The following is a 12,728-nucleotide window of genomic DNA, read 5'->3' as shown; positions in this document are numbered from 1 at the left end:
CGTGCGATGGGAATGGGCACGGTTCCCTGCGTTCGACATGGCTGACTGGCTCCGTCAATCTAAACGCGCCCATCATGCGTTGGAAAAATCAGCATCGGGAGACGGTCCGGCCGAGCCGCTTACGCCGCAGAACCGATTCGGCGGCCATTAACGATCAGTCCATGCGACATGGTATGGGTCGCAGTCAGATCGCCGCTCGCGTCACTGGCCAGTGCGCCGACTCTCGCGCCGCTTCCCGACTGGTAGAGGTCGGCCGCGCCTATTGGCCATCGTGTCAGACGTTCATCTGGCTTCGCCGCGGAAACGCGGCCAACACTTGCCGGATCGCCGTGTCGAAGGGCGTGCGGCGGCCGATCCCCATCACTTCCAGCCGGTTTGACGCCAGGTGGCAGTTGTGCGGACGAGGCGTCGCATCGCTTGGCGCTGACTGGGGCGTCAGATGCGGGTCGAGTCGCAAGGCTCGCGCAAGTCGCACGGCGATCTCGTATTTGGTCATCGGTTCGTCGCCGGACCACTGAGCGATACCGCAAATCGCCTTCCCTCGCGCATGCCGTTCAAGCATTTGCCGGATTACGAGCGCAACGTCGGGAGTGAAGGTAGGGTAGCGGATCGCCCATGCGTCCATCACGGCCCACTCGCCGTTCGATGCCGCCGACGCGGCGATCGCCGGTACCAGACTCGTCACCGCCGACTCCGCCCAGTCGACAATTGGCCCGTACAGCAGCGGCAATCGCAGCACGCATCCAAGGTCGGTCGCCTCTGTCAGCGCGCGTTCCCCTTCGAGCTTGCTACGTCCATACGCATTGAGCGGAGCCGGCGCGGAGTCGTGCCGGTAGGGCGGATGCGTGCCGTCGAATACGTAGTCGGTGGAAATCGACAGCGTCCAGGCGCCGCGTCGGGTGGCCGCCGCGGCCAGGGTGCTCACCGCGTCGACATTGAGCGCGTGGGCCAGCGCCGGATCGCGCTCGCACACGTCGGGCCGCCGCTCCGCCGCCGCAATCACCAGCGCATGCGGCGCCTCCCGTTCGACAAACCGCTCGACTGCGTGACCGTCGCGAACGTCCAGCATGACGGTGTTAGGACCTGGTCTGCTGAACGTCGTGGCGACGACTTGCCAGCCGGTCTGCTGCCTCAGTTCGTTGACGAGGGCGCGGCCGAGGAGGCCCGAGGCACCAATGACGGCAACTTTGAACATGATCTGAACTCGCTTAGCGGTCTGCGCCGCCGGCCGCCGTGCCGTGCGTGACGGCGGTGACGCTGTAACCGGCTTCGCGGATGGCGGTCTGCAGCAGTTCGACCGACTGTGCGGAGTCGACCGTCACGCGGCCGGAGGCGAGATCCACCCGGACCTGCGCGGCGTCATCGTGCTCACGAATGGCGCTTGTGACGGCCGTGACGCAATGTTGGCAGCTCATGCCTTCTACCTGAAATTCAACTGTCATAAGAACTCTCTCCAAAAGCAGATTGTGTTCGTTCAATTATGCCTGCCGAACCGCGTTTAGGTTTGTGTACCTTCCTATGATGGGAAGGTGTACGATCCATGGACATCTGTGAGGAAACGGTCATGAATATCGGCGAAGCGGCCCGCACGTCGGGGGTTACGGCGAAGATGATTCGCTATTACGAGAGCGTTGGCCTGGTCGCTGCGAAAGGACGTACCGGCGCCGGCTATCGCGTCTACGGCCGCGAAGAGGTCCATTCTCTGCGCTTTATCCGGCAAGCGCGCCGGCTTGGCTTCCTGGTCGAAGATATTCGCCGGCTGCTCGCGCTTTGGCACGATCGCTCCCGCGCCAGTGGCGACGTCAAGCGGATAGCGCTTGAACACGTCGCGGATCTCGACCGGCGTATTGCCGAACTCACCGACATGCGTGACACGCTGGCCCATTTGGCCGACCACTGCCATGGCGACGACCGTCCGGAGTGCCCCATCATCGAGCGGCTTGCCGATACGGATGTGGTTTCGGAGAAAGGTTGCCGCCCCCTCTGTTGAATCGTCTCAAACCGAGCCAGCTGCCCCCGGCGCGTGAGTGCCATTCCAAAAACGAATGCAGATCATGCAGGCATTTCATTACGGCGGTTGCACCTCAGCGCTATAATTCGGGTTAACCCTTCTACGGGAAATCCCTGATGTCCGATCCACCGGGGATTCAATCTGATCCTTGGAGAACATCGTGTTTGCATTCGTTATTGAAAAGCTGAGCATCTGGTTTGAAACCGCCGAACGTAACCGCCGCGAAGCCTACCTCGCCTCGTCTTCGGATGTCGTGCAGTTGGAACAACGTATCCGCTCGCTCGAAGTCGACGGCTACTCGCTGTAATTTTCAGCTGTTGGAGTTGGCCGAGCCGCGCCCCGCGGTCGCCCCAACTGCAGTAATGCCAAGCCCCGTCCAACCGGGGCTTTGTCACTTTTGGATCCCGGAGTTTTCCGGCGACGCAGGCCGCCGCCCAGGTCTGGCGAATATCGACTAGCTTGGCGGACAACGCCGCGGTAAGGTAAGACATTTCGCGTACCCCGCATCCTCAACCCCGAAAGGTCCCGCCATGCCATGCGTTCACCGGTCGCAAGCTTTCCTGGCAACAGCGATTGCGGTCGTACTGACGACGGTTTGTGCCGCGCCGAGCGTGTTCGCTACGGCGGACAGCGTCCGCAGACCGGTGATCATCGACTCCCAAGGCGGTATCAACAATGGCCAGAGCGGCTCAGTGGTCCAGACGGGTCCGCTGTCGTGGCAGCCGATTGTCGGTGCGCAGCCCATCGCAGAGCCGATCCAGCTGGCGCCAGAACCGTCGCCACCGGTCATGGTTGCCCCTTACATTCAACTGCCGGTAAGCGGCGGTTCGCCGGCCCGACCGCAGCCCCGCCCGGTGCCAGTTCCGCATTGAGCGCGGATGGCGCACCTGCTTGCCGCGTTTCTGCTCGATCCCGGTTAACGGTTCGGTCACCGTCAGTTGTTCTGGCTGGCGGCCCCGGCATTGCGTTCCCCCGATGCATGCGTCGCAAGTTTGGTAACGAGCGGCATTGGGGTTTGGGCGCATGGCGCGCGCCAAACCGTGCGACGACAATCGTTCCACGCCGTTTCTCTGGCGGCTGGGGCCTTGCCTGGCGCGCCGGGTCACCGCTTCGAACGATAACAGAACAAGGAGACATCAAATGCCCGCTCACTGGATGACGCGCGCGACCGGCGCCCTGCTGACGCTGCTCGCGCTCGCGGTACTGCCTCGTATTGCGCTTGCCAAAGAAGCGCCAGAAAAACCGGCGCTGACGATGGCCGTCGGCGGTCTGCCAGGGCTCTATTATTTGCCCGTGCTGACTGCGAAGCAGTTGGGCTACTTCAAGGACGAAGGACTGGACGTCACGCTGGAAGATTTCGCGGGCGGTTCGAAAGCGCTGGAAGCGGTGGTGGGCGGCAGTGCCGACGTGGGCGCGGGAGCGTTCGAGCACACGCTGTTCATGCAGGCCAAGGGACAACACTATCGGGCGTTCGTGCTGATGGGCCGTGCACCCCAGATCGTAGTCGCGGTGCTCGCGTCGAAGGCCGACCGGATCAAGACGCTGGCGGACTTCAAGGGCGCGAAGGTCGGGGTCAGCGCGCCGGGTTCGTCGACGGATCTGGTGCTTACTGTGGCGCTGCGCAAAGCCGGCGTGCAACGCAGCGATATTTCGGTGATCGGCGTCGGCAGCGGCGCGACGGTGCTGTCGGCGGTGAGCAGCGGTCAGATCGACGCGCTATCCAACGTTGACCCCATGATGACCAAGCTGACGCGCAGTGGCGCGATCAAGGTGCTGGTCGACACGCGCACGGTGAAGGGCACGCAGGAGGTGTTCGGCGGGACCATGCCCGCGGCGACAGCTTACGCGTCGGAGAGCTTCATACAGAAGTATCCGAAGACGACGCAGGCGCTCACCAATGCGATCGTGCGCGCCGATCACTGGCTGCAAACGGCGAGCGATGCGGATCTGCTCAAGATGGTGCCCCCGGCTTATCTGCTGAACGACTCGGCGCTCTATCTCGAAGCGTTTCACAATGTGCGTGATGCCTATTCGCCGGACGGTTTGATGCCGGAGGATGGCCCTGCGACTTCGTTGCGCGCGCTGGCGTCTTTCGACAACCGGCTAGACCCAAAAAAGGTCGACCTCAACGCCACCTTTACCAACGAGTTTGCCCGTAAGGCCGCTGCGCAGCTGAAATGAGGTCGACGCGCAGGCGGTAGCCTATGGTCCGATATCGTCGATGCTGGTAACGACAGCGCCAGTCCGAAGGTCCTCAAGGCCGGTACCGATGCGAATGGTCACGCCGGTGGAGGTTGTGTCTATCCGGCGCGCGTCAAGACTCTCGTGCACCAGATCGACGATACCAGGTTCACCCGGAAGGGTTACATGGGCGATATAGGAAATGACCTGAACAACGACGGCACGAAGACGTGCAGCTTCCCGACCCGGACGGCGAAGCTGGCAGGCTCGGATCCTGCCAGGGCGGTCGACGGTACCCAGTCTGTCCAGGCGGGTGCCACGTCCGGTGACGTCAAGGCCGATGCCTACGCGACCGGTCACAATCTGTTCGTGTACTTCCACTCGATCATCTACGATCTCGACTATTGCGACCAGCACGTCGTGAATCCGGAAGACAACCTGGAAGACGACCTGAAGTCGATCGACACCACCCCGAACTTCGGGTTCACCACGCCTAACCTGTGCGATGACGGCCACGACGGCGACCGTACGGGAGCGGCAGGCAAGGGCGGCAAGAGCAGCGCGCCTGGTGGCCTGACCTGGATCGATGCGTTCCTGAAAAATGGATTCCGATTATCCAGGCGTCGGCCGCGTCCAGGCAGGACGGTCTGATCATCATCAACTTCGACGAGTCCAATCCGGCCAGTGCGCCGATGACCACGACGTTCAACACCGACTACTCGCAGAGGATTCTGACGATCAACCTGGCGGGCGCTTCGTGCTGCACGCAGCAGACGGGCCCGAACGTCAAGCGCCTGGAAGATCAGATCATGTCAACTCTCCCGATCGCGTATGCGTCATCGGTGGGCATCGACACTGCGACCCTCGGCCCTAAGTCTCTTCCTGACGGCATGTGGCCGCGAGGAGGAGGCTGTCGGCGCTTCGACCAGGTACTGGACGGCAAGGCGAAGTTGACCACGCAGGAGGCCCGTGGCTTGCCCTTTTCAATGATCCCGATCGCGGCAACTGCGCATCGCGCGACCTCCTGGACAACGGCGCGGCTGGTGCGCACCCGGTGCTCACCGAGAATAGCCAGATCGCAACAGCGACCAGTTTCGAGGAAAAACCCCATGTTTCGAAAAAACATGGGGTTCGTCAACAGCCAGAATAATTAGGAATGGTTTAATCCCGTTTGAAAATTAAATGCAACATTGCATTTGCTCGTGCTCCAGATGCATTCTCAGCACGCATTCCTATGGAAGATCGATCGGTCGCAATTGATTCCATTCGTTAATCGGGCCCGGGTTTCCAGCGAGGGCACCGCCACCAAATGCAACGGCCATCTTGTTTACGGCGTTGATTGCGGTGTGAATAGCGCCCTCACACCAACCCGCAACCCATGATATATCATCGCCGGCAAGAACAAACCGATCCCCACCACGCCCCGAAGCATCAACTCCGTCCATGAATTGCGAAAACAATCGTTTCTGATAGCGATAATGCCCAGGAAGATTATTCTTGAAACCACCCAGGAAGAGGCGCTGCGCTTCCCAACTGATCGAAACATTTGCGTTCGTGAGCGCTGCTTCACCGCCGAAATCGACGTTGGGATAGATGGTTTCCAGTACCCGCTTGCATAGATTGCCACGCTCCTCCGTTTCTTCGATAATGTCTGCGCGCCCACCCAGAAATTTGAGTGAATCATCATTCCATGTATAACTTAGGAAAATGCCAGCGCCTCGATCCGCACCCCTACTTCCACTGTAATCCACCAGATAGGTTCCACGAGGCAACCGGTCAGAGAGGGTCACGCTCATTTTCTCTTTGCCCGTGCCAGCATCACGCTGCCTCCAGAATGCATTTTTCGTTGCCAGGAAAATTTTCGTGGACTGCATGTAATGCGTGTACATAATCGCTTCCCACGTCTGGGAATCGAAGAGTCCAGTCGTCCACTGGTACTCGATATTAGTGCTGGTACTGCGGAATTTATCGAGAATTCGAACGTGAGGGGTGTAAATAATTGCTGGAATATCAGGGATTATCTGTCTGCTTCCGTCGGTTGTGCGCGTTGTTATAGTGAACGCTCCATTCGGGTTTCGTTGAATGCTATTAAGCTCAAGTCCCAATGGACCGGGCAGGTTTCTTTCCGCCAGAGCGCGTCGTGTTAATGATTCTACAGTAGTACCTGGCGGCCAATATGCAATTGTATCGCCAAGTGATTCGGGTGGAGAACTCCAGAGACGCTTTGGCATCGCATCTACGCCGTCATACATGAGCCGCTGGTCAACGTCAAGCGACGTATACATTACGCGTAACACTTCGAGAAAGGAATTGGGATAATCCGTGTTCCACCCGCCGGTTCCAAATCCAACCTGCCCGAAGAGTTGAATATCGTCAAATCCCCAGCGAGCTTCATTCGACAACGCATTGTAAAAACTTAAGTTATCCCATCCGTACTGCGTCAGCATGGAATTCCATACCTGCTTTATATACCCCTGATCTATCTGACCTTCAAGGGTTGCATTTACGACCTTGTCGAAATACATTGGCGAACTGTTCAGGAACGCAAAAAATTTGTCTTCAATCCTGGTGAATTTTTCAGGAACTGGAAACCGGGAACTCTGGAACTCATAATAATCCTGCTGACCTCTAAAGTCGACAACCGTACTTACTGCAGCTGCCGTGCCCGGATTGGGGAATTCAGTTGAATTAGCCAGCATTCCGACTTTATCAAAATAGTGATACGATGCCTTGCCGGCAACCGGAAAACGCATTCCACCTAGTTCCGCAATCGTTTGCGATCCAGGACTACCACGGCGAAATGAAAAAAATCGCCCCCCAATGCGATCAGACGCCTCGATGACTACTGGATGAAATCCCATTCGCATAAGCTCGTAAGCGGCCACGAGTCCCGTCGCGCCTGCTCCAACGATCCAGATTTGTCGCCCAAAATTTGACGGATCGATCGTGGCAAGTGGCTGGCGATTTGCTTTTGCGGCAGAAAGAAATCTTCCATAATTAAACGGAAAGTCGGGAACCAGGGCAGTTGCATTGAGCCCGCGGATTCCAGGCGTGTTGCGATAGCGACTTGGCAAATCTGGCATTTCTGACTCCTTAGTGAAAATGGCTCTCCCGGAATTGACGCTCCGGTCAAGCACGTAAAAACCCTCCTGGAAGCCGCCACGGCATTGTCAGGTTGCTGCCGATAAGCCGGGCATGATGATTAATTTAGGTATCCTGATGATTCAGCGATGCTGACAGGACCGCAATCGCCCACTATTGCCATACAGCGAAGCGTTCCTTCAGAGCCGCCCGGTGACAGATAGCCTTCATGGCTGGCCCGCGAGCCGGCGGCTGCCGTGCCATCAGGGCACGGTCATTTTTTATTTAATCTAGTTGATACGAAAAGATAATTTGTCATATCTTGTCAATGCGAAAAGATTTATGCTTATTGCTTTATTTTCGCCTTGGGGAAACGCTGAGTTATCAGGCTCGGTGGTCATCGAAGCGAGAGCCGGGGACGTTGTAGAACGAAGTTCACGCAAAGAACCCACGGCGACGCAGCGGCAGATCGGTTTTGCGGAAGCGGATAGTGCGGGCAGGAGGCGGGTGACCAGGCGTCAACGCCTTCTCGCCGAGATGGGGGAGGTCATCCCCTGGTTGCAGCTGCGGTCGGTCACCGGCCCGTATGACAAGGCCGAGCGAAGGCCCACATCGGAGTCGATGCCGATCCGGGCCCGGCGCATAGCGTGCCGGGCACAGCGCAAGTCCTGCTTCACGGGCATGAAGAGGAAGCTTCGGGCTACGCGGGCTACCCCCGGCGAAGACAAACGCGACGGGATGAAGGGAAAGCCTGAAGGGAAAGCCGATGAAGTGGCACCCAGCGCGGCTTCGGTGATTGCGGTGGTCGCGCTATGCGCCGGCGGTGCCAATGAGGTGCGCATTCTTTAGGTCTTCCAGGAAGGCCTGAACGATAGGGCTGTGCCGGCTGCGTCGCTGGGTGACCATGTGGAAGGTCACGTCGTAGTGAAGCTTTTTGGCGTTCAAAGCCATCAGCAGGCCCTGCTGCACATAGGTTGCCGCAAAATGTTGAGGAAGATAGCCAAGGTGATAGCCGGAAAGAATCAACAGCAATACCGCTTCCATGTTGTCTGCCTGCGCACTGACCTGGTTCCGGCTGGTCGACATCTGCGCCTCTGGTAGCGGATAGGTGCGCCAGACCCATTCGTAATCCCGGACCTTCGTCGGCGGCAGTTCTCCTGCGCTCCCGAACAGCGGATGACCGCGTCCGCAATAAGCCACCTGGCGCTCGACGAACAACGGCGTGTATTCGAGTGTCGGCACCCGGTGCCAGAAATAGCCAACGGCGATCTGGATCTCGCCGCTCAGCAGATGTTCCTCCAGGTCTCCCGGCGATCTGACGGAAAGGGAGAAACGGACGGCTTCGTCGCGCTGCCTGAAGAGGGCGATAGCGTTGCTGATACGCGCGTTCTGGCTGATCGGCGTATGGCCAATCAACCCAATATTCAGGGTGCCGACGAGTGTCTTGTCCAGGTTCCGCGCCGTAAGGCTGAATTCATTGACACGCTTGAGTAATTTCTGGCTGAGCTCGTAGAACCGCTCCCCCTTCGTCGTTAGCTGAAAGCCGCTACGGCCTCGTTCGCACAAGCGATAGCCAAGGCGCGTCTCCAGCGCCGCGAGCTGCGTGCTAATCGTCGACTGGCCCACATTCAGCGTCGACTGGGCAAGCGTCACTCCTCCCGCATCGGCAACGGTCAGGAAAACCCTGATCAGCCTGAGATCCAGATCGGATAATGTTCCCTGCAAATCCTTTACCCCTATAGCGATATGGACGATACATCGACGGATGTTGATGTAAACGTGTCAATTTCGCAATTCATTTTTTCATTCTGGTCGACAACACTTAAATTCACGGGACCTCGCCGTATGAGGCCATATGAATGAAAGAGGAGTGAAATTATGTCCGAAGCTTATTTTCAGCCCCTCGGGGGAAATGATATGCCGCGTTTTGGCGGCATTGCGACGATGATGCGGTTGCCCCACGCGCCGACCGCAGAGGGGCTGGACGCCTGCTTCGTGGGCGTGCCGTTTGATCTCGGGACGTCCAATCGCACCGGCGCACGGTTTGGTCCTCGTCAGATCCGTACGGAGTCCGTCCTGCTTCGACCGTACAACATGGCGACGCGCGCAGCGCCGTTCGACTCGCTGCGTGTCGCCGATCTGGGCGACGTCGCCATCAATCCATACAACCTGCTCGATTCGATCCGACGCATCGAAGCTGCCTACGACGAGATCCTGCAGCACAGCACGAAACCCATCACGCTCGGCGGCGACCACACGATCGCGCTGCCCATCCTGCGCGCGATTCACCGCAAGTACGGCAAGGTTGGACTGATTCACGTCGACGCGCACGCGGACGTCAACGACACGATGATGGGCGAGAAGATCGCGCACGGTACGCCGTTTCGTCGCGCGGTCGAAGAGGGTTTGGTGGACTGCAAGCGCGTCGTGCAGATCGGTCTTCGCGGCACCGGCTATGCGGCCGAAGATTTCGACTGGTGTCGCGATCAGGGCTTCCAGGTCGTGCAGGCGGAGGCGTGCTGGAACCAGTCGCTCGAACCATTAATGGCGCGTGTGCGCGAGCAGATGGGCGACGGGCCGGTATACATCACGTTCGATATCGACGGCATCGACCCGGCATACGCGCCGGGCACGGGTACGCCCGAGATCGCCGGTTTGACCGTGCCGCAGGCGCTGGAAATCATTCGCGGCTCGCATGGGCTGAACATCGTCGGCTGCGATCTGGTTGAAGTGGCGCCGCCGTACGACCCGTTCGGGACCACCGCGCTGCTCGGCGCAAATCTCGCCTACGAACTGCTGTGCGTCTTGCCGGGCGTAAAGCGCCGCAGTTGAACCACTTGGTGGGTTGCCTGCTGACGGAGCGGTTCCAGTTCAACCCTGAAGGGAACGATGGCGAATGCCTACCGCCGTCGCAAGGACAAGCAGAACCGTGCACTGAACGTTAGCTGCCAGAACGCGGGCGACACAACAACCGGGCGGCGTATTTCACCGTGGATCGTATCAGCGGTCCATGAAGCACCAACAACTACGTGTTTGGAGACAGGTCCCCATGAATAATCCCGAAGCTATCGATCTTGATGGCGTCGACGCTGGCCTTGAAGTCGAGAGTCGTTCCATCGACTACATTCCGGAAAACGAGAGGCATGCCCTTCTTCGCAGCCAGGGGCCGTTCTGGTTCCTGGGCAACTTCCATTTTTTCACGATTTCCATTGGATTTGTCGGCCCTGGCATGGGTCTGTCAGCGGGCTGGACGACTCTGGCTGGCGCGCTTGGCATCATGTTCGGCACGATTTTCATGGCGTTTCACGGCTCGCAGGGGCCGGAAATGGGGTTGCCGCAGATGATTCAGTCGCGGGCCCAGTTTGGCTATCGCGGCGTTATCCTCGCGCTGATGGCCACGTTGTTCGTGTTTGTAGGCTTCAACATTGTTAACGTCTCGCTCATCATGGGCGGCCTCAGGAGCGTGTTCGGGCTCAACCCGGCGTGTGTCGGCGTCGCCGCGGTTCTGGTTGGCGCGCTGCTATCCATCTACGGCCACGACCTGCTGCACAAGGCGTTCAGATGGGCCCTGATTGCGACGTTGCCGCTCTACGCAATCGTGACGGCGGCGCTGATATTGGGTATCGGCAAAGGCACGGCCGCACCGATGCCAAACCTTGGGTTCAACTGGATCGCTTTTGTTACCCAGTTTGCGATCGCCGCCAGCTATAACATCTCGTATGCGCCGTACGTCTCTGATTACTCGCGCTACCTGCCGAAGAACACCAGCCGAAGGAAACTGATCGCAGCCGTTTTCCTTGGCGCATCTTTGTCGGGCGCGTGGATGATAGGCCTGGGTGCGTGGCTGGCGCAGGAACTGAAGGCGTCCGACGCACTGGCTGCGCTGAATCAGGTTGGTGCCGCCATGTTCCCCGGCTTTGGCAGCGCGCTGGTGATCATATCGGTCGCAGGCTTCCTTCCCATCATCGCACTGAACACGTATAGCGCTATGCTGACCGTTCTGACGGGTGTCGATTCAATCAGGAAAATTACCCCGACGCGCCGGGCACGCATCATCTCTATCGCGGCAATCAGTACCATTGTGCTGACCGCTACTTTGTCCATCAAAGGTGACGGTATCGCGCTTCTCGACACGTTCCTGGTCTTGCTGCTGTATTTCCTGGTACCTTGGACGGCAGTCAACCTCGTGGACTATTTCTTCGTTCGCAAGGGCCGTTACGCGATTCCTCACTTCTTTACGCCGCAAGGTATCTATGGCGCGTGGCAGATGCGAGGCATCGTTTCGTATCTGGTTGGCTTCGTGGCAATGGTCCCCTTCTTCAACATTGTTGATGTCTGGGATTCGCCGTCCCTAACGCCATCAATTGACGTGACGTTGAACGCGGGCCCATGGCGGCTCGCGTCGACCTGGCATACCCACCGTCCGGATCGACAGGGTCATCGCTATGTCTGCGATGGGTATGGTCGCGTGTCCGTGCCTCATGTTTGCCAACCATTACATATAGCGACTTGCATCTGAAACTGGCCGTACTGGCAATTGACGCCGTTCGTCGATGCTGTTCACCGGGTGATCGGCGATGCGCTCGATGACGTAATGCAGGTAGGCTTCGGGATCAACGCGGTTGATGCGGGCAGATCCGATCAGGCTGTACATCGCGGCTGCACGTTCTCCGCCTGAGTCCGCTCCTCGGCTCCTCGTGACCATTCGAATGCGGCGCGACTCACGCAGTGCTTACGCGCGACTGGCCTGAGTCGCACCCTCGTCGCACCTTGGCTCGACACGACCGAAGCGCGCCCGAATCTGCTGCCGGATTGCGCGTGGGTGGTCGTGCTCGAAGGTCCAATCGGCTTCGCTTGGTTCCTCGCAGGAATCAGGCCGGTCGCACAGCAGTCGCATCCGACCAAACGACGACTATGCCGCAACACGTGGCACTCGTGCCGTTACTGGAAGCGCCGCGTGAGGCAGCCAACCTGTCGTGATGATGCGCCGACACTGACGCGAGTGTTTAGCTGTGCGATTCACACACCTCAATTGAACTGTAAGCCCTCAGCACAGACAAAAAAGAAGCCCCTGATGTTTCAAGGGCTCCCTGACTGACCTCACCTTAACTCAGGTGCTGGCTCGGATCACGAACCCGCGCTACCGGTTATTTGTTGTACTGCCCGACGGGCCTGTCAGTAAGGCGAAATTACGCTTGTGAATTTGCGCTATCAACTCCTTGCGAATTGCCCGCGTCGTCCTGCTTTTCGCCTTCCAGCTTCTCAACCAGGGACTCTAGCGCACCGGCGCCCTCAAAGCCCGCCACAGCCGCGATGCCTTTCGTCAGCAGACCTGAACCGCTTGGGTTTCCTGGACACATTGCAATGTTAGTGTCAGGCCTTTCATGAGCCTTCGGCCGTAGGCCGAAGGCTGTGCTGCCGGGCAAACTCGCCCGGCGTCAAGTCGTTGAGCGCC

11 protein-coding genes and 3 pseudogenes are annotated in these 12,728 nt (G+C 58.9%); 9 read left to right on the top strand and 5 right to left on the bottom strand.

Annotation, left to right across the window (positions count from 1 at the left end; all coding sequences use genetic code 11):
* Positions 1 to 274: 274 nt before the first annotated feature.
* Positions 275 to 1,195 carry a dTDP-4-dehydrorhamnose reductase family protein gene (locus tag ABQJ48_RS36760; RefSeq protein WP_367842791.1) on the bottom strand — a complete coding sequence of 307 codons (921 nt, stop codon included), beginning with the start codon at positions 1,193 to 1,195 and terminating at the stop codon, positions 275 to 277.
* A gap of 13 nt (positions 1,196 to 1,208) precedes the next feature.
* Positions 1,209 to 1,442 carry a heavy-metal-associated domain-containing protein gene (locus tag ABQJ48_RS36755; protein WP_367842790.1) on the bottom strand — a complete coding sequence of 78 codons (234 nt, stop codon included), beginning with the start codon at positions 1,440 to 1,442 and terminating at the stop codon, positions 1,209 to 1,211.
* A gap of 122 nt (positions 1,443 to 1,564) precedes the next feature.
* Between ABQJ48_RS36755 and cueR the strand changes: the two genes are divergently transcribed.
* From cueR to ABQJ48_RS36730, 5 genes are all read left to right on the top strand, one after another.
* Positions 1,565 to 1,990, top strand: a complete 426-nt coding sequence (cueR, locus tag ABQJ48_RS36750; protein ID WP_367842789.1) for a Cu(I)-responsive transcriptional regulator — start codon at positions 1,565 to 1,567, stop codon at positions 1,988 to 1,990.
* A 181-nt stretch (positions 1,991 to 2,171) separates the two neighbouring features.
* Positions 2,172 to 2,318: a DUF3563 family protein gene (locus ABQJ48_RS36745; RefSeq protein ID WP_367842788.1), complete on the top strand. Its 147-nt coding sequence runs from the start codon at positions 2,172 to 2,174 to the stop codon at positions 2,316 to 2,318.
* An 833-nt stretch (positions 2,319 to 3,151) separates the two neighbouring features.
* Positions 3,152 to 4,192: an ABC transporter substrate-binding protein gene (locus tag ABQJ48_RS36740; RefSeq protein ID WP_367842787.1), complete on the top strand. Its 1,041-nt coding sequence runs from the start codon at positions 3,152 to 3,154 to the stop codon at positions 4,190 to 4,192.
* A gap of 186 nt (positions 4,193 to 4,378) precedes the next feature.
* Entirely contained in the window at positions 4,379 to 4,843 is a 465-nt protein-coding gene (locus ABQJ48_RS36735; protein WP_367842786.1) for a hypothetical protein, read from the top strand.
* Positions 4,844 to 4,884: 41 nt separating this feature from the next.
* A complete protein-coding gene (locus tag ABQJ48_RS36730) occupies positions 4,885 to 5,346 on the top strand; it encodes a hypothetical protein (protein ID WP_367842785.1) in 462 nt (153 codons plus the stop codon).
* Positions 5,347 to 5,424: 78 nt separating this feature from the next.
* Here the strand turns inward: ABQJ48_RS36730 and ABQJ48_RS36725 are convergent, their stop codons facing one another.
* The gene (locus ABQJ48_RS36725; RefSeq protein ID WP_367842784.1) at positions 5,425 to 7,275 is read right to left on the bottom strand and encodes a flavin monoamine oxidase family protein; all 1,851 of its coding nucleotides are present in this window, start codon (positions 7,273 to 7,275) and stop codon (positions 5,425 to 5,427) included.
* Positions 7,276 to 7,672: 397 nt separating this feature from the next.
* Here ABQJ48_RS36725 and ABQJ48_RS36720 point away from each other — a divergent pair.
* A pseudogene (locus ABQJ48_RS36720) lies at positions 7,673 to 7,876 on the top strand (hypothetical protein); the annotation flags it as partial.
* Positions 7,876 to 7,986 (top strand): annotated as a pseudogene (locus ABQJ48_RS37985) (IS5/IS1182 family transposase); the annotation flags it as partial. The pseudogenes ABQJ48_RS36720 and ABQJ48_RS37985, both read left to right, overlap by 1 nt.
* 97 nt (positions 7,987 to 8,083) lie before the next feature.
* Here ABQJ48_RS37985 and ABQJ48_RS36715 read toward each other — a convergent pair.
* Positions 8,084 to 8,998: a LysR family transcriptional regulator gene (locus tag ABQJ48_RS36715; RefSeq protein WP_367842783.1), complete on the bottom strand. Its 915-nt coding sequence runs from the start codon at positions 8,996 to 8,998 to the stop codon at positions 8,084 to 8,086.
* Positions 8,999 to 9,151: 153 nt separating this feature from the next.
* Between ABQJ48_RS36715 and speB the strand changes: the two genes are divergently transcribed.
* The gene (gene speB / locus ABQJ48_RS36710; RefSeq protein ID WP_367842782.1) at positions 9,152 to 10,105 is read left to right on the top strand and encodes an agmatinase; all 954 of its coding nucleotides are present in this window, start codon (positions 9,152 to 9,154) and stop codon (positions 10,103 to 10,105) included.
* Between the two features lie 217 nt (positions 10,106 to 10,322).
* A complete protein-coding gene (locus ABQJ48_RS36705) occupies positions 10,323 to 11,792 on the top strand; it encodes a purine-cytosine permease family protein (RefSeq protein WP_367842781.1) in 1,470 nt (489 codons plus the stop codon).
* Here the strand turns inward: ABQJ48_RS36705 and ABQJ48_RS36700 are convergent.
* A pseudogene (locus ABQJ48_RS36700) lies at positions 11,769 to 11,960 on the bottom strand (transposase domain-containing protein); the annotation flags it as partial. The gene ABQJ48_RS36705 and the pseudogene ABQJ48_RS36700 sit on opposite strands and share 24 nt — an antisense overlap.
* Between the last annotated feature and the right edge of the window lie 768 nt (positions 11,961 to 12,728).

It is taken from the genome of Paraburkholderia suaedae (genome assembly GCF_040812055.1).
Classification (GTDB): Bacteria; Pseudomonadota; Gammaproteobacteria; order Burkholderiales; family Burkholderiaceae; genus Paraburkholderia.
The sequence above is the reverse complement of the archived record's forward strand: the minus strand, read 5'-3'. Positions and strand labels throughout refer to the sequence as shown.